The 15,688-nt window shown below is 59.9% G+C and carries 14 protein-coding genes; 4 read left to right on the top strand and 10 right to left on the bottom strand.

The window, feature by feature from the left end; all coding sequences use genetic code 11:
- From RAC79_RS24560 to RAC79_RS24540, 5 genes are all read right to left on the bottom strand, one after another.
- Nucleotides 1–834 (bottom strand): carbohydrate ABC transporter permease, encoded by an 834-nt coding sequence (locus RAC79_RS24560; RefSeq protein ID WP_374997636.1) that lies wholly within the window; start codon nt 832–834, stop codon nt 1–3.
- Nucleotides 831–1,697 (bottom strand): carbohydrate ABC transporter permease, encoded by an 867-nt coding sequence (locus RAC79_RS24555; RefSeq protein WP_374997635.1) that lies wholly within the window; start codon nt 1,695–1,697, stop codon nt 831–833. The genes RAC79_RS24560 and RAC79_RS24555 overlap by 4 nt, the downstream gene beginning before the upstream one ends.
- Nucleotides 1,698–1,914: 217 nt before the next feature.
- A complete protein-coding gene (locus RAC79_RS24550) occupies nt 1,915–3,201 on the bottom strand; it encodes an ABC transporter substrate-binding protein (RefSeq protein ID WP_374997634.1) in 1,287 nt (428 codons plus the stop codon).
- A 115-nt stretch (nt 3,202–3,316) separates the two neighbouring features.
- Nucleotides 3,317–4,333, bottom strand: coding sequence for a hypothetical protein (locus RAC79_RS24545; protein WP_374997633.1), 1,017 nt, complete (start codon nt 4,331–4,333; stop codon nt 3,317–3,319).
- Between the two features lie 194 nt (nt 4,334–4,527).
- Nucleotides 4,528–4,722, bottom strand: coding sequence for a hypothetical protein (locus RAC79_RS24540; protein WP_374997632.1), 195 nt, complete (start codon nt 4,720–4,722; stop codon nt 4,528–4,530).
- Between the two features lie 108 nt (nt 4,723–4,830).
- Between RAC79_RS24540 and RAC79_RS24535 the strand changes: the two genes are divergently transcribed.
- From RAC79_RS24535 to RAC79_RS24525, 3 genes are read left to right on the top strand one after another with little or no spacing between them, the layout of a single operon-like run.
- Nucleotides 4,831–6,099: an ADP-dependent glucokinase/phosphofructokinase gene (locus RAC79_RS24535; protein ID WP_374997631.1), complete on the top strand. Its 1,269-nt coding sequence runs from the start codon at nt 4,831–4,833 to the stop codon at nt 6,097–6,099.
- Nucleotides 6,100–6,109: 10 nt separating this feature from the next.
- On the top strand, nt 6,110–6,883 hold the full coding sequence (locus tag RAC79_RS24530; protein ID WP_003521609.1) for an SDR family NAD(P)-dependent oxidoreductase: 774 nt from the start codon (nt 6,110–6,112) through the stop codon (nt 6,881–6,883).
- 60 nt (nt 6,884–6,943) lie between these two features.
- Nucleotides 6,944–7,765, top strand: a complete 822-nt coding sequence (locus tag RAC79_RS24525; RefSeq protein WP_003504407.1) for a DeoR/GlpR family DNA-binding transcription regulator — start codon at nt 6,944–6,946, stop codon at nt 7,763–7,765.
- Between the two features lie 25 nt (nt 7,766–7,790).
- Here RAC79_RS24525 and RAC79_RS24520 read toward each other — a convergent pair whose 3' ends face one another.
- The 4 genes from RAC79_RS24520 to RAC79_RS24505 form a co-directional block, all read right to left on the bottom strand.
- On the bottom strand, nt 7,791–9,395 hold the full coding sequence (locus RAC79_RS24520) for an FGGY-family carbohydrate kinase (protein ID WP_374997630.1): 1,605 nt from the start codon (nt 9,393–9,395) through the stop codon (nt 7,791–7,793).
- A 113-nt stretch (nt 9,396–9,508) separates the two neighbouring features.
- Nucleotides 9,509–10,285, bottom strand: coding sequence for an ATP-binding cassette domain-containing protein (locus RAC79_RS24515; protein WP_374997629.1), 777 nt, complete (start codon nt 10,283–10,285; stop codon nt 9,509–9,511).
- A complete protein-coding gene (locus tag RAC79_RS24510) occupies nt 10,282–11,367 on the bottom strand; it encodes an ABC transporter permease (protein ID WP_059756474.1) in 1,086 nt (361 codons plus the stop codon). The genes RAC79_RS24515 and RAC79_RS24510 overlap by 4 nt, the downstream gene beginning before the upstream one ends.
- Before the next feature lie 231 nt (nt 11,368–11,598).
- Nucleotides 11,599–12,666, bottom strand: coding sequence for a substrate-binding domain-containing protein (locus tag RAC79_RS24505; protein ID WP_374997628.1), 1,068 nt, complete (start codon nt 12,664–12,666; stop codon nt 11,599–11,601).
- A gap of 261 nt (nt 12,667–12,927) precedes the next feature.
- On the opposite strand from RAC79_RS24505, the gene RAC79_RS24500 reads away from it, so the two are divergent.
- A complete protein-coding gene (locus RAC79_RS24500) occupies nt 12,928–14,166 on the top strand; it encodes an ROK family protein (RefSeq protein WP_374997627.1) in 1,239 nt (412 codons plus the stop codon).
- A gap of 1,113 nt (nt 14,167–15,279) precedes the next feature.
- On the opposite strand, the gene RAC79_RS24495 is transcribed toward RAC79_RS24500, so the two are convergent.
- A partial coding sequence (locus RAC79_RS24495) for a hypothetical protein (RefSeq protein WP_374997626.1) occupies nt 15,280–15,688 on the bottom strand: 409 nt, incomplete at its 5' end.

The raw sequence follows: 15,688 nt of genomic DNA, 5'->3' as shown, positions 1-15,688 counted from the left end.
CTAGCCTTTCACCGCGCCGGCAGTCAGGCCGCGCACGAAGGCGCGCTGCACCAGCACATAAAGAAGAATGAGGGGAAGCGCGATCAGCGTCAGCACCGCAAACAGCGCGCCGGGATTTGCCATGTAGAGGCCGGAATATTGCATCGGGACGATGGTGAGCGTCTTCATCTCGCTTTTCGTCAGCACGATCAGCGCCAGGAAAAACTCGTTCCAAGTGACGATGAACTGCCAGATGGTGACAAAGACCAGCGCCGGGCGCACCAGCGGCAGCGCCACATGCCAATAGGTCTGCCACGCGTTGCAGCCGTCCACTTTGGCCGCCTCGAACAGTTCACGCGGCGCGTCCTCCATGAAGGATTTCAGGATGACCATGGCAAAAGGCACGCCGAGGGCGGCATAGGGCAATATGAGGCCGATATAGGTGTTCACCCAACCGAAACTCTTCAGGAGAATGGCAAGTGGCAACACCATCGAAGCGAGCGGCACCATCAGCGTGGTCAGAAGCGTGGTGTAGAGAAACAGCGTGCCTTTGAGCCGAAGGATGGCGATGGAGAAGGCAAAAAGCGAGGATACGGCGACCACGATCGCCACCGTCGCGACAGTGACGATCAAGCTATTCAGAAAGATGCCACCGAGCGGATTGTCGCGGATGACGGTGATGAAATTGTCGAAGGTCACCGGCCATGTGAAGAGCGCGGCGTCGAAAGCCTGCGCCGGCGTTCGCAAGCCGACGGACAGCATATAGACCTGCGGGACCATCCAGAGGCCGAGCACGATGAACAGCACCGCATGAATGAGAAGGCCGCGTGCGCGGTTGCGGGCAAAAGCCGTCATGACCGATCCTTTCCGGCTGGCGTCAGCCGCGCGCCGAGTGCTGCGATCTGCAGCAGCGAGAGGCCAAGCGCAACGACAAGAACGATCACGGAAAGCGCCGCACCGCTGCCGGTATCGCCCAGCACAAAGCTCTGCTTGAAGATGAAGGTGCCGAAAACCTCGCTTGCCCGGTTCGGGCCGCCGCCTGTCATTAGATGCACGATGGGAAAGGTCTGGAGCGTGCCGATGACGCCGAGAAGCAGCAACGATTTCGTGGCGGGCGCCAGCATGGGAACCACGACATGGGCGGCGAGTTTCCAACCCTTCGCGCCATCGATGCGCGCCGCATCCAGCACCTCAGACGGCATGTTGGCGATGCCGGCGATATACATCAGCATGGAAAATCCGGTCCATTGCCAGATGTTGACAACGATGAGGGCATAGATCGCCGTTTTGGGATCGCCGATCGGCGATGTCGACATGACGATGCCGGCATATTTCAGATATTCCTGCGCGATGCCGTAATAGGGTGCGTAAATCTGCACCCAGACAAGGCTGACCACCGAAACGGAGGTGACGACAGGCAGGAAGAACATGGTGCGGAAGAATCCGCGCAGCCGGTCCGTGTGCCGTTCGATGAACCAGGCGAGCACCCCGCCCACCAGCATCTGGACCGGAATGGTGATGACACCCCAGAGCGCCATGTTGCGCACGACGATCCAGAAGGTGGGGTCACCAAGAACCGTGGCATAATTCGAAAATCCCGCAAAGCTGCGTGCCTCGCCGGAAGCCGCATAGAAGCTCTGTCCCGTCACCCAGAGGATTGGATAGGCAATGAAAACGACGAACAGCAGAACGGCAGGAAGGGCGAAGACATAAAGCATGGACGTCCTCGAAGCTCTGCTGCGTTCAATGATAACAGGCGTAGCGCCGGCCCTTAAAACTTCTGCACGCATGGGTTCTCACCGATTGATAATCACGCCGCCATCAAACGAAACGGCATCGAAAGGTGTTGAAGCGCACCTGGGAGGTCTTGTCGTGGTCGATGCGCTTCAACCCGCCGGGCGCATTTGGCAGCGCCCGGCATCTTGAGGCCGCCTGTCACTTGGACGCGAGCGCCTTTTTGGTCGCCTCGTCCACCTTGGCCAGCGCAGCCTCGGCTTCGATGCTGCCGGCGGCTACACCCGCCAGGGCGTTGTCCAGCGCCTCGGCCACGGCCGGCGAAGAAAAGCGCTGGTTTTCAGCCTTGGGCAGATCTGCCATGAACCGCGCCGACAATTGCTTGACGTGGTCGGTAATATCGCCCTTCGGCGTATGGCCCTCGAAGGCCGGGAGATCGTTCAGGTCGTTCAGCGCCTCCTGCAAACCGACGCCGTTGGTCAGCTCGGCAAGGAAGGTCCATGCGGCGTCATTCTTGCCGCCATTCTTCGTCAGGCCGTAACCGATGTCGATGCCGCCGACCGGCGGGCTTGCCTTGTTGCCCTCCTTGACGGGAGGCATGTAGAAAAAGTCGAACCCGTCCATGTTCTGCACATATTCGGAGAGCGGCGGCGGGAACTTGCTTTCCTGCATCCACCAGGAGCCAAGCGCCATCATGCCCACCTTGCCCTGTGCGAAGAGCTGCGCGCCGGTCGGATAGGCATGCGCGCCAAGCGCACCCTGCTGGAAGATGCCGTCATCGAAGAGGCCCTTCCACGCCTTCATGGCGGCCACCAGCTCCGGCGCGGTCCACGGCGTTTCACCCGCCTGCGCCTTGTCGACGATGCCGGGGGAAAACTGGTTGGCAAGCATCAGGAAGACGTTTTCGTTCTGCCAGCCGTCCGCAGCACCCTGAAACATCGGGATGAGGCCGTTATCGCTCAGCGTCTCGGCGGCAGCCTTTAGTTCCGCATAGGTTTTCGGCACAGCGATATTGTGTTTTTCGAAGAGCTTGCGGTTGTACCAGATGCACAGAACCTGCGATTCCTGGGGAATGATGTAGAAATTCTTGTCGCCGGCGGGATTGCCCATCAACATCTGTTTGCGGTTGACGGGGAAAATCTTCTCCTCCCATGTTGCACCCCATTGTTTGGCGGCGCGGTCGTTTACGGGCTCGAGATTATCGCGATATTGCTGTGTGAGGGACCCCGGCTGCAGGCCGATGATGTCAGGCAAACTCCCGGATGCCGCCGCCGCCTTCAGCGCCGTGATATATTCCGGCGAATAATTGTAATAGGTATAGTTCACCTTCACGTCTGGATGGGCCTTCTCGAAGGCCGCGATCGACTTCTTCATGGTGCTTTGCACGAACCATGACCATACGGTCACTTCTTTCTGCGCAGCACTCGCGACAGCAACGGACAGAACGGCAGTCAGAACTGTCGTTGCAAGAAACAACGTCTTCCTCATCATATTCCTCCCTTTATTGTTTAAAGACGCATTGTTTAAAGACGCCGGCGGACCTGCCGCCCGATTTTGTCGCGGCCCTCCCCAGAGCCGCGTTCACTCGAAATCCCGGCAGCTGTCAGGCCGCCTTGGCCGCCGCCGCTTTCAGCACGTCCTCGGTAATGACGCGGTCGTCCGCGAGCGGGCGTACCGGGGAAAGCCCCAGTGTCTGCAGCTCGCCATGATAGGCGCGAACCGCCTCTTCCGGCTTCAGGGCGCCGTCGGCAACCGCGCGCATCAGCACAATCAGATTGAGCGGCGCTTCAGCCAGATTGATCTTGCGCCCGAACAACGCGAGCCGCGCACCGTAACGCTCCGACTGCGCCACCAGCTCGAACGTATCGCGGGTGGTACCCGCTCCGCCGCCAAGCACGCCGACGATCAGCTCGGAATCGAACGAGGCGAGTTCCTCCAGCGCCCTCGGCCCGTTATAGGGCATCTTGAGAAACAGCGGCCGTTCGACACGCGGCACGCTCGCCAGTGACTTGATGATGTGGTCATTGACAAACTCGCCGGTCTGCTCGTGCGTCAGACCGATATCGATGTTCGGGTTGAAGACCTCATAGAAATATTTGAAATTGTGCTTCGATGCTTCGGCACGGAACTCGGCGAAAGCTTTCAGCGTGCATATGTCGCGGTCGAGATCGTTGGTGAAGCACACCGAATAAAGGCAGAGATCGGTGCCCGAAGTCGGATAGTTGGCGATGGCGCGGGCAAGGCCCGTATCGCGGAACGGCACGGATGGCGACTGTGTATAGGTGCCATGCCGCACGCCACCCCAGCACATGCTTTCGAGATTGCCGCGAATGGCAGGTTTCACCTCGCTGCCGGAAAACGCTCCGCGCTCGTCCAGCAGATCGAGATTGGACTGCGACACCAGCATGATATCGACCACATCCTGATCGATGATCTCCTCGATCTGGGTGATGAATTCCTGGCGGGTGCGACGGCGGGGCGGCTTGACGGAATAATCGAAACCGGTGGCGGAGACACCCGCGCCGACATCGCTGTCCTTCGCATCGGCAATGATAAAATCAGTCGGTTTGTAACGCCCTGCGCGAATATTCGCCAGTTTTCTGTCGAGTCTCGTGACCATCGTAGCCCTCAATGAATGTTGGAGTTCGGCTGCCAGCGCTTCGATTGCGACCGCAGACTTGCATTTATAAACGGCCACTTCTCATATTCTGTCAATAGCTATCTTTTTCTCTCTAAATGAAGATTTCTCACCCCATGTTCTTGACCGAAGGATGGGATTAAAAGTTTCCGACGTTGGAGTTTTATAAAAAGAAATCAATATTTTAAATTGCCCATCCAGACGTCTTCCAGCGTCTTTTCATACCACATCGACAAAACATCAGCGCTACAATGGGCGTCAGCCCACCCGCTTGAAATGTCTTTATTTTTGGCAAACCAGCGGTCAATATGCCACCAAAGACGTTCGCATGCGCAAAACATGTGCTGCGCCGCTTTAAAAATGCGCTGCATTGCGCAAATTCTGGCAAAATAGCATTTTCAGCACAAAATCACGTTGACGATTTGAGAGATAATGGTAGCAATTGACATCATTGCCGCGTGAGGAGGAGATACTCGGCTATGGGTGACGTTTTTACAGGCGACTGGGGGGAGCGTTATGTCGCGCTCGCCGATCCGCGCTCCGGCCCGATTGGAACATCGGCGCTTTCGCGGGCGGGGCTGTTCTTGTGCGGCATGTCCACCTGTGTCGATGCACGGGTCGACATGCACAATATGCAGCCGCTTCTCGATGCCCCAGCCGAAACGCCGGCCGGTCAATTCGCCGCCATGTTGCTGGCGCGCGCCGCAAAGGGTATCGGCGGTGAAGTACGCGCTGACTGGGTGGACGGCCCGCAATGGCTGCGCGATCATCTCGATGTTCGCTACGCGCTGGGCGGCACCGGTCCGCAGGCCGCCTGGGTGCTTTCGCGGCTCGGCGTCGCGTCTCTGGTGGCGCTGGAGGATCGCCATGAGCAACAGCTTCGCCAGATCCCACCGGGCGTTTTATTGGCCGAGGGCAATGCGCTGAAAACAGCGGCGGAAGTGACGCCGACAGAACGGCATATTCCCGAAATATTCATCTTCGAATTCACGGCGGGCAAGCCAATCGGTGCGCTCATACCCAATCGTTCGACACGCATCATCGTACGTTTCTGTGATCGCGGTATCCAGCATGATGCGGCGTTTGAGGCGGTATCACGAAAGCGCGCCTCCACCGCCGCCGCCGGCCTTCTGTCCGGCCTCAACGACGAGGCCGCGGAAAATGTCGGTGCCGCCGCCCGCCATGTCTTTGCGCTGAGCCGCGACTGGATGGATGCGGGCTTGAAGACGGTGCATTTCGAGCTTGCCGGTTATGCTTCGCAGGACGCCGTAAGCGAGCTCCTCGATCACGCGACAGGTGCAATCAGTTCGCTCGGCATGAGCCATTCGGAACTGCTGGCAATGGATGGCACAGCCCAGCATCCGATGGAGGCGCTGATCGCTCTCGGAGACCGGCTGGATATAGACCGCGTCTGCGTGCATGCCGACACCTGGGCGGCCGCTGTGACACGCAACGACCCCGACGAGGAGGAACTGGCGCTGATGGCCGGATGCGCCATTGCCAGCGCCCGGGCTGCCAATGGGGAGCCGGCAAACGCGATCCGTACCGATGCGCTGGCGCAGTTCCACGCGTTACCCTTCGACAATCGCGTGCGGAAAGGCCGCTGGACCTTTGTTGCCTGCGCCTCGCCCTATGTTGAAAAGCCCGCCACCACGCTTGGCCTCGGCGACAGTTTCACGGCCGGATGCCTTCTCGTTCTCGGAAATCCCGGCGTCGCGACCGCACCCGCCGCCCTCAAACAGGCCTGAAGGAAAAACGATGTTTCTCGAACGATTTCGTCTGGATGGAAAAACCGCCTTCATCACCGGCGGCGGGCGCGGCATCGGCCTCGCGACGGCGCAAGCGCTGGCGGAAGCAGGCGCGCATGTCATCATTTCCGATATGAATGCCGAGGTGCTGGAGGCGGGTCTCTCGGAACTCAAGGCACAAGGCCATGCGGCGGATGCGATGCAGCTCAATGTAACGGATGCGAAGGCCGTCGCCGAGGCCGCGCGGGCCGCCAACGACCGCTTCGGCGCCGTCGACATCCTGATCGCCAATGCGGGCATCGCCTGGCCGGACACACCGGGCGAAGAGATGAGCGACGAGGTCTGGCTGAAGGTGGTGGATGTGGATCTCAACGGCGCTTACTGGTCATGCCGTGAATTCGCCCGGCCTATGCTGGCGCGTGGACACGGCTCCATCGTCACTCTCGGTTCGATGTCCGGACTGATTTCCAACAAGCCGCAGCGGCAGGTGCATTATAACACCGCCAAGGCCGCCGTTCACCACATGACGCGCTGCCTCGCGGGCGAATGGGCGGAGCGCGGCGTTCGGGTCAATTGCGTTGCACCCACCTATGTCGACACCGTCATGTCGCGCGGCGGCTTTTCAGATGAAACCCTGATGCCGGTCTGGATGGAGATGACGCCGATGAAGCGCGTCGCAAGGCCCGATGAGATCGCCGCGCCCATCTTGTTTCTGGCTTCGGACGCCGCCAGCGCCATGACAGGCACAATCGTTGCGGTGGATTGCGGATACACGATTTGGTAGAGCTTGACCGACATTGGAGAGAATCGGCGCGTTTTTGCGGGCCGAAAACCGGGTGATTGTATGGAGTCTTCGAGCAAGCGTGTTGATATGGTTCCCGCCAAAAGACGGGCGCTCATTCTGGAGCACCTGCGCATCAATGGCGCGGCGGGCATTCAGGAGCTCGCGGATACGATCGGCGGATCGCAATCGACCGTGCGGCGTGATCTCGAGCATCTGGTGGAAAAAGGCTATCTCGAGCGCACCCACGGCGGCGCGCATCTGTTGCAGCCGATGCGTGCAACCTTCGAACGAGAGATGACGGTCAACGCCGCGCTTCAGCACGCGGAAAAGGTTGCGATAGGCCGCGAGGCGGCGGAGCGGCTGAGTGCCGGCGACAGCGTCATTTTCGACAGCTCTTCCACGGTGATGGAGGCGGTGCGGGCCGCCGCCGAACGCGACCTTCCATTAACGGTAGTGACCAACAGTCTGCAGATCGCCGATTTCGCCGCCGACATCAAATCCTGGCGCACCATCCTGCCGGGCGGCACGGTGCGGCCGGGGCACCGCCATCTTGCTGGCGAGCCGGGAGAAAGCTTCATCAAAACGCTGCATGCCGATATCTGCATGACGGGAGCTTCGGCCGTAACCGGCACGCTGCTGACGGAAACCTCGCTGGAAGTGGCTTCGCTCAAGCGTGCCATGATCGCCGCGGCCCGCAGGACCGTGCTCCTGGTCGACAGCTCGAAATTCGCGGCGCCCGGCTTCTGCACGCTTTCGGATATTTCGCAGATAGATGAGGTCATCACCGATAACGGCATTTCGCAGGATGCGATGACCTCACTCAAAGCTACGGAGTGTAAGGTGACGCTGGTTTCGCCCGCTGCCCCTGCGCCACTGACCTGACGAACCGCCGCTCCCATCGCCAAATTCACTGTGCCGCCTCGGCGTTCGACGACTGCGGTTGCGAATGTGCATTTTGGCGTGCGGCAAACAGATGAAGCGAGCGCATGGCCCGCCGGAGCTCCTCGTCCGCCGCAAGCCGGCGATATTCGGCATAAAGCGTCTCGTATTTTTCGAAATGGTGCAGGTTCGGCACAAATTCGCGAAGGCTGCGCGCACCGAGCCTTTCTGCGCCTTCGGCAAAAGAGCCAACGATCCCCGCCGCCACCGCCGCATGGATTGCCGCGCCGAGCGCCGTCGGGTTCTCCACATCAGGCACCTCGATCGTGCGCCCGAACACATCCGCCATCATCTGCACCAGAAACGGATTGCTGCGGGCCAGACCGCTCGTCATCACGATACGGCTGATCGGCACGCCGCCCGCTATCGCCATGTCCAGAATGGATCGCGTGCCGAAACACAGCGCCTCGATCAGCGCCCGGTAGATTCCGGCCGAGGTCGATTTCAGGCTGAGGCCCACCAGCAATCCCGACAGCATGGAGTCGGCCAGCGGAATGCGGTTTCCCGCAAACCAGTCGAGCGCGAGAACACCGCCCCCGCCCGGACTGACCGCCTGCGCCGCCTCATTGTGCAGGGCGAAGTTGCGGGAAAGGTCTTCATCGCGCGGGAAAGTTTTCACATACCAAGCCAGCATATCGCCGAACGCCGCCTGCCCCGCCTCATAACACCACAAATCCGGCAGGGCGGCACCGAAAGCAGCCCCTTCGAGCCCTTGTGGCAGACCGCGTTTCTCGCCGTCCAGAATGAGAAAACCGGCAGAGGTCCCGAGCGCGCCGACAAAAACACCGGGACCGACCGCGCCGACCGCAGGCAGCACGACATGGCTGTCGATAACCGAAACCGCAACGACGGCGTCGCCTGTAATCCCGGTACGGCGACGCCATTCCGGCGTCAGGGAACCGGCGGGACTACCAACCTGAAGCGGTTTCGAAAGACGGTCCGCAAGCCCCGGCACCACGTCTTCCGGATAGCCGGTTTCCCGCGAAAATTGCGCCTTGTAGGAGGCGAAGTCGAGGCTTCGCGCCTCGTTGCCGGTCAGTTGCCAGACCAGCCAGTCTCCCGCCTCGATGAAGCGCCCGGTTTCGGCCCACAAAGCGGGTGCTTCAGCGCGCATTTGCGCCGCCTTGGCAAGCATCCATTCGCCGGAGAGCTTCCCGCCGAAGTTTCCAAGATAATCGCCGCCCAAAGCATTGATCGCATCGGCATGAGCCTGCGCCGAATGTTTCCAGAGCTTCACATAGGCATGCGGCTCATCCGGATAAAGCACCGAAAGCGCCGTGCCGTCGGCGCGTGCGGGCATAGGGGAAGACGCGGTGAAATCGATACCTATCCCTTCCACGTTGCGGCCCTTGCCGAGCGCCGACAGAATGATCTCGGCGGCTTCCGTGTAGTCGTCTGCGACCTGGAGCACGAAATTGGCGGGCAGGCTTCGACCGCGCAGCGAATGCGTCAGAATGCCGTTACGATACGGATGGACATGGTGGCCTTCCTGCGCGCCGGTGCGGGCATTGACGAGAATGCCGCGCGCCGATTCCGAACCGAAATCCATGCCGATCATATAGGTATCGGTCATGATCTCACGCCCCCTCGCGACTGCTTGCAAATATGGTGTGGGCATCATTCAGGGGCATGGGATCTCGCAATTGGGTGGGACTGAAACACTGCCGTTCTTCACGTTGCCGTTCTTCACGCTGTCGGACTGGCAGCAGCCATGGCACCGGTCATGATCGCCACGGCATCCGACATGGTGACGTCTCCCGGATTGACGACGGCCGCCCGCCTGCCGAGCCTGTGGATGTGAATACGGTCGGCGATTTCAAACACATGCGGCATGTTGTGGCTGATAAGCACAATCGACAGACCCTTGTCGCGAATGCTAAGGATCATGTCGAGAACCTTGCGGGACTCCTTGACCCCGAGAGCTGCGGTCGGCTCATCGAGAATGACGACCCGCCCACCGAACGCACAGGCACGCGCGACGGCAATGCCTTGCCGCTGCCCGCCTGACAGCGTTTCGACGCTCTGGTGAATGTCCTGCACCGTCATCAGACCGAGGCTCGACAGGTGCCGTCGCGCTTCGCTCGCCATGCGGACGCGGTCCAGCAGGCGAAAGACCGAACCGCTGATGCCGGACACACGCATTTCACGCCCGAGGAAAAGATTGTCGGCGATGGACAGCGCCGGCGAAAGGGCAAGGTTCTGAAACACCGTTTCGATGCCGGCGGAGCGCGCATCCATCGGCGTTCTGAAATCGACACGTTTGCCTTCCAGCCGGATTTCGCCGCTGTCGGGTATCACTGCACCGGCAAGCGCCTTGATGAGGGTGGATTTTCCGGCGCCGTTGTCACCGATCACGGCGAGAATTTCGCCGCGGCGCAATTCGAAGTCCGCACCGTTGAGTGCAACGACATTGCCGTATCGTTTGGTCAGGCCGCGACCTTCGAGCGCAAGTTCGCCTGTCATGCCGAAACCCTCCGGAGCCACTGGTCGACGCCGACGGCCGCCACGATCAGAATACCGACCGCGAATTCCTGCCACAGCGCATCGAGGCCCGCGAGCGCAAGGCCGTTTCTAAAGACCCCCACGATCAGCGCGCCGATCAGGGTGCCAATGATGGTGCCGCGCCCGCCGAACAGCGATGTTCCGCCGATCACCGTCGCGGTGATGGAATCCAGATTGGCAGTCGATCCGGAGGTCGGGCTGATTGCGCCGACCCGGCCGATCAACGCCCAGGCGCCGATGGCGGAGATGAGACCCGCACAGGCATAAACCGCCAGCAGCACGCGACGCGTATCGATGCCGGCAAGCGTCGCCGCATCCGGGTCGTCACCTGTCGCATAGACATGGCGGCCGAAGGCGGTGCGGTTGAGCACATACCAGGCAAGAGCTGCGAGAGCGAGCATCAGCACGGTTCCGAGCGTAATGCGCGCGCCACCGAACTGGATTGCCGCCCCCATCCATTGCAGGATCGGTGCAACCTCCGCCACCTCCTGGCTACGGATGGTCTGGCTGCCGGAATACCAGAGGTTCAGCGCCCCGAAGACGCTCCAGCTCCCGAGGGTGACGATGAATGGCGGAAGACGCATATAGGTTATGAGAAACCCGTTGATGAGGCCGCAACCCAGCCCGCCGCCGAGCCCGATAAGGAAGGCGAGTTCCGGTGGCAACCCGGCTGTAATGGCAAGGCGGCCCATGAGCGTTGAGGTCAATACCATGATGGCGCCGACGGACAGATCGATGCCCGCCGTCAGGATCACCAGCGTCTGGGCGATGCCGATAATGCCGATGATGGTGACCTGCTGAAGGATGAGCGAAAGATTGAAAGGCTGAAAGAACCGTGAGCCGACGATGATGGAAAACACCCCGACGCTGGCTGCAAGAACAATAAACGGCACCACCGTTGGATTGCCGTGCAGGAAACGTTGCAGCCTGCGAAGCGGGCTCGTGTCCTGATCCTCGAACACGGCATGAGATGTTTCTTTTGCTATCGAACCGGCCTCAAAGCCTGCCGGACCAGTCGAAGCATGTTTGCTGGGTTCAGTCATCGAGATACACCCTTCGCAGGTCTGCGGCTTCAACCCGGATACAGGATCGGCTGCCGGAAAATGCGATGCACGGATTAAACACGTTGGAGCGCCTTTTCACGTCAGCAGGGAAGTGCGGCGTTCTGTTACGGCAAATTTTCAAAAGCGTGGCCAGACGGTGTTTATTCGGAAACTGACTTGGCCAGGAGTGACGCCCCGCGGCTTAGAGAGGACGGGGGCGTCAAAGGCTGCTCAGCCCCAGCAGGCCTTCAGCGCTTCATCGGAAGTGATGGAGTCAACGCCGGCAACTGGCTTGTCGGTGACGAGCATGACGCCGGTATTGAAGAACGGCAGGCCGGGGCTTGCCTCGGGCTTCTTGCCGGACTTCACATATTCAACGATCGCCTCGACTCCAAGCGACGCCATCTTGAGCGGATATTGCATCGACGTTGCGCCGATGACGCCCGCCTTCACGTTTTTAACGCCGGGGCAGCCGCCATCCACCGAGGTGATTATGACGGAGTCCTGCTTGCCGGTCGCCTTCAACGCTTCATAAGCGCCGGCGGCGGTCGGTTCGTTGATGGTGTAGACCACATTCAAATCGCTGTCTTTCTGGAGGAGCGTTTCCATGCCGGTGCGACCGCCCTCTTCCGATCCCTGCCCCCACTGGTGGCCCACGATGCGCGCATCGTCTTCATCCAGATAACGCGTCACGTCCTTGGGATCGATGCCGAACCCTTTCATGAAGCCCTGATCGCGGGCGACATCCACCGTCGGCTGGTTTTCGAGCGCATCGATAAAGGCGACCTTGGCCTTGGAAGCATCGCCGACCGTTTTGGCGGCCCAGGAGCCGATCAGTTCGCCCGCCTTGAAGTTGTCGGTCGCAAAGGTCGCATCGGCGGCATCGGCAGGTTCCAGCGGCGTATCGAGCGCGATGACGAGGATACCCGCCTTACGGGCCTGCTCCACCACCGGCACCACCGCCTTGGTGTCGCTCGCCACCATCAGAATGCCCTTTGCACCGGCAGAGATCAGGTTTTCGACGGCAGCCACCTGGCTTTCATTGTCACCGTCGAACTTGCCGGCAAAACTCTGGATCTTCACGCCACCAAGTTCCTTGGCCTTCAAGGTCGCGCCTTCGCGGATCTTGGCAAAGAACGGATTGGCTTCCGTTTTGGTGATGACGCCGATAAGGATGTCTTCAGCCTGCGCGTTCAAGGGAATGAAGGCAAGGCTTACCCCCAGAGCGAGCGCTGCGGCGCCGAGACGTCCGGACATGGCAAAACTGCCCGCAGAAGCGGGTTTTTCAAAAAACTTCATTTGAAATCCTCCCAGATTACCAAGCGCTCCCTCCCATCCGGAGGACGTAATCCGTCTTGGCGCGATTATTACTGACCGCAATTATGCATACTGTCAACATTATCTAATTACCATTTTGTATTTTTTTATACATATATCAGGAGCAATACCGGAGATTTCGGATTATAAGGGGATTTTCTACCAAATGTTGATAAGCAGTCTCGTCAGGCACGCGGCCGCATGCCAGACACTAAAAGACGCTGTGAGGAACGGAAACCGGCAATGGCAAGCACAACCTCCGGACAAGGATCTACCCCTCGCGAATGGCAGGGCGATCTCAACGCGATCAAGGCAAGCGCGGCGCTCTTGTCGCTCGTCGGTTCGGGTCGCGCCCGTTCGCGCAGCGCCCTCACCGAACTTTCCGGCCTCTCGCGCGCGACCGTGCATCAGAAACTCGCGGGCCTGATCGATGCGGGGTTGATCCGCGAGACGGAGGAAACGCTTCCGAGCGGCGGACGCCCCACGCGCGCCCTTGATCTCAACCGCGACTTCGCTGTCGTCCTCTCCGCCGATATCGGTGAGCAGCATATCCGCGTCGCCGTCACCGACCTGCAGCCGCGAATCCTGACGGAAATCTCGGAAACATTCGATATTCTGCGCGGCCCCGCTGTGGTTCTCAACTGGATCGAAGAGCAGTTCGAGGCGCTTTTATCGAAGATTGGCAAAACAACCGCCGACGTGCTGGGCATCGGCATTGGCCTGCCTGCCCCTGTCGATTACGCCAACGGCCGGGTCGTCGGTCCTTCCGTGATGGTCGGGTGGGACAATTTCGAAATCAGGCAACATCTTGAAGAAAGATTCGGTGTTCCCGTCTACGCCGAAAACGACGTGAACCTTCTGGCATTGAGCGACCATCGGCAGCGACGGACGAATGTGAGCGAAATGGTGTTCGTCAAGGTGGGGACGGGCATCGGCAGCGGCATCATTACCGAAGGCCGTCTTTATCGCGGTGCGCAAGGTGCGGCGGGCGATATCGGCCATATCCAGTTCGCGCGTGAACCCGCACCGCTCTGCCGCTGCGGCAAGATCGGCTGCGTCGAAGCGCGCGCCGCCGGCTGGGCAATCGCACGCGAGTTACGCAAAGAGGGCATTGAGGCGCACACCGCCCGCGACGTGACCCGGCTGGTCGAACTTGGCCAGCCGCTTGCCATTCATCTCGTCAGGGAATCCGGCCGCATTCTCGGCGAGGTCATGACAAGCCTCGTCAGCATCCTGAACCCGCAGATGATCGTGATCGGCGGGACGCTGGCAATTGCCAACGACCACCTTCTGGCTGGCATACGCGAGCTGGTCTACAAGCGCTCGCTTCCCCTGGCGACGAGGGAGCTGGAATTGGTGATCTCGCCGCCGGACCCGGACGCAGGCATCATGGGCGCCGCCATTCTTGTGGTTGAAGAACAGATGAAGGCGCAGAATGTCGAAATGGTGATGTTGCGTCATAGCGCGCCCCCAGCGCGCTAGTGCCCCAGACGTGTGCAAGATCTCGCCCTGCTTTCGGGCATCAATAGCAGAATTGACAGACCGAGAGCCGCCCTTTGGGGAAACAAACACTTATCCACTCAAATCCCCGCCAAAGCGACTGAACCCTCTTCCTTCAGGCGCACGGAGCGTATTCCTTCCAAGTCTCATCCCAGCAGGTTTTCGATACTCAGGACTTCGCACTTACAGCAGCGGCTAGTGGCCTGGGCGTCGCCATGAGCGATCTAACCCGTTCCGTGACGATATAGAGGAACGAAAGCTCGTAACACCCTACTCCCGAGTAGTCGAAACCGGTTACGGATATTATGCGCTTTATCCAGCCCGAGACGAAGCGCGAGCTAAAGTCAGAGATTTTGCAAACTGGCTGCAGTCAGTCTGCCAACCGGACTTGTGAAGTTTTAGGGTTTCTGTTGAACTTGACCCCTAATTTGCTCGCGTGGATTTCATGTCATTGCAAAGGTGTCGCTTCCGAAAACGAATTCGTAAATGAAAACCACAGGCCAGTACACCTCAGCGGCAGATCGGATGCCTGCGATGATTAACTCCCCAGTCCTTGGTCTTGAAGGGAATCGAACTAGCGGCCACCGCATGAAATGCACTAAATCAGGCACATAGGTTTCACGCGCTGATTTGCTCAAGTATTGAGGGCAAACCTGTGGGTGATCCCAAACTTGGGACGTTATTCAGGGCATGGCGTCGAGCAGGAGGGGAGCCGACGCTCTTACCGATCGCGCGCCTTAAGTCAGCCTTCGGTCTCCGACTTATTCAGGGCCCTGTTCGGAAGCCCTTTGTCGTTTGGGTTCGGAGCCGGCGTCTCTCTTGTATCTCGCGGCGGATGTTGGCGATCGTCCGGCTCGGCGGGCGCCACCTGGTCCTCGGAAGGGCGGACAGGCTGCTCTTTAGGGTCGGTCGTCTTGGAGGGGGCCGAAATTTTCTTGGGCATGGTCAGTTCCTCTAGCTTCACCGACAAAAACTGGCTGGCCACACGGAAGGTTCCGAGCCCCGGAAGCGCTGCTTGGTTCGGAATCGATCTCACCAAGCTGAACAGGCGGGCCTCGTAGCAGGCGGGATCAGTGGCAAGCGCCTTCGAATAAGCTATCCGCTCCTCTTCGAGCCGCCCGAGACGCTGGAAAGCAAGACCCTCGCGTGACGTGAGCCTCGGCGGTGGAAAAGTCGGCCACGGTCGCAGCGGAATAATCCGTCCGCAAGCGGAGTAAAAACCGGCCACTTATTTTCTTTCTGCAATGAGCGCAGGAGGGACAGGGGATCTATACCGTCGAACTTTATCTGTGGGTTCGCCTGGCTGTTTCCGAAGGGATGACGCAGCGGCGAGCAGCAGCATTTCAACATGTCGCGCGACAGCGTAGCCAAGATGGTGGCTTCTTCGCGGACACAGCGATCAAGGTCAACTTCATGGTGAATGTCGGCTACGGCAACCCGGCCGGCAATTTCGCGCGGTTGCCACGCCTGGAGTTTGGCGCGGTGTCCGTTCTGGCATAGCCGC

Origin of the sequence: Agrobacterium sp. LR_9 (assembly GCF_041954855.1) — a bacterium.
In the GTDB taxonomy this organism is placed as follows: Bacteria; Pseudomonadota; Alphaproteobacteria; order Rhizobiales; family Rhizobiaceae; genus Agrobacterium; species Agrobacterium leguminum.
The sequence above is the reverse complement of the archived record's forward strand: the minus strand, read 5'-3'. Positions and strand labels throughout refer to the sequence as shown.

Coding starts and splice junctions, on each gene's coding strand:
- RAC79_RS24550 (WP_374997634.1), bottom strand. CDS start 3,201: ATGAGGAAGACGTTGTTTCTTGCAACGACAGTTCTGACTGCCGTTCTG.
- RAC79_RS24520 (WP_374997630.1), bottom strand. CDS start 9,395: ATGACCGATACCTATATGATCGGCATGGATTTCGGTTCGGAATCGGCG.
- RAC79_RS24530 (WP_003521609.1), top strand. CDS start 6,110: ATGTTTCTCGAACGATTTCGTCTGGATGGAAAAACCGCCTTCATCACC.
- RAC79_RS24545 (WP_374997633.1), bottom strand. CDS start 4,333: ATGGTCACGAGACTCGACAGAAAACTGGCGAATATTCGCGCAGGGCGT.
- RAC79_RS24505 (WP_374997628.1), bottom strand. CDS start 12,666: ATGAAGTTTTTTGAAAAACCCGCTTCTGCGGGCAGTTTTGCCATGTCC.
- RAC79_RS24525 (WP_003504407.1), top strand. CDS start 6,944: ATGGAGTCTTCGAGCAAGCGTGTTGATATGGTTCCCGCCAAAAGACGG.
- RAC79_RS24500 (WP_374997627.1), top strand. CDS start 12,928: ATGGCAAGCACAACCTCCGGACAAGGATCTACCCCTCGCGAATGGCAG.
- RAC79_RS24560 (WP_374997636.1), bottom strand. CDS start 834: ATGACGGCTTTTGCCCGCAACCGCGCACGCGGCCTTCTCATTCATGCG.
- RAC79_RS24535 (WP_374997631.1), top strand. CDS start 4,831: ATGGGTGACGTTTTTACAGGCGACTGGGGGGAGCGTTATGTCGCGCTC.
- RAC79_RS24510 (WP_059756474.1), bottom strand. CDS start 11,367: ATGACTGAACCCAGCAAACATGCTTCGACTGGTCCGGCAGGCTTTGAG.
- RAC79_RS24555 (WP_374997635.1), bottom strand. CDS start 1,697: ATGCTTTATGTCTTCGCCCTTCCTGCCGTTCTGCTGTTCGTCGTTTTC.
- RAC79_RS24540 (WP_374997632.1), bottom strand. CDS start 4,722: ATGCAGCGCATTTTTAAAGCGGCGCAGCACATGTTTTGCGCATGCGAA.
- RAC79_RS24515 (WP_374997629.1), bottom strand. CDS start 10,285: ATGACAGGCGAACTTGCGCTCGAAGGTCGCGGCCTGACCAAACGATAC.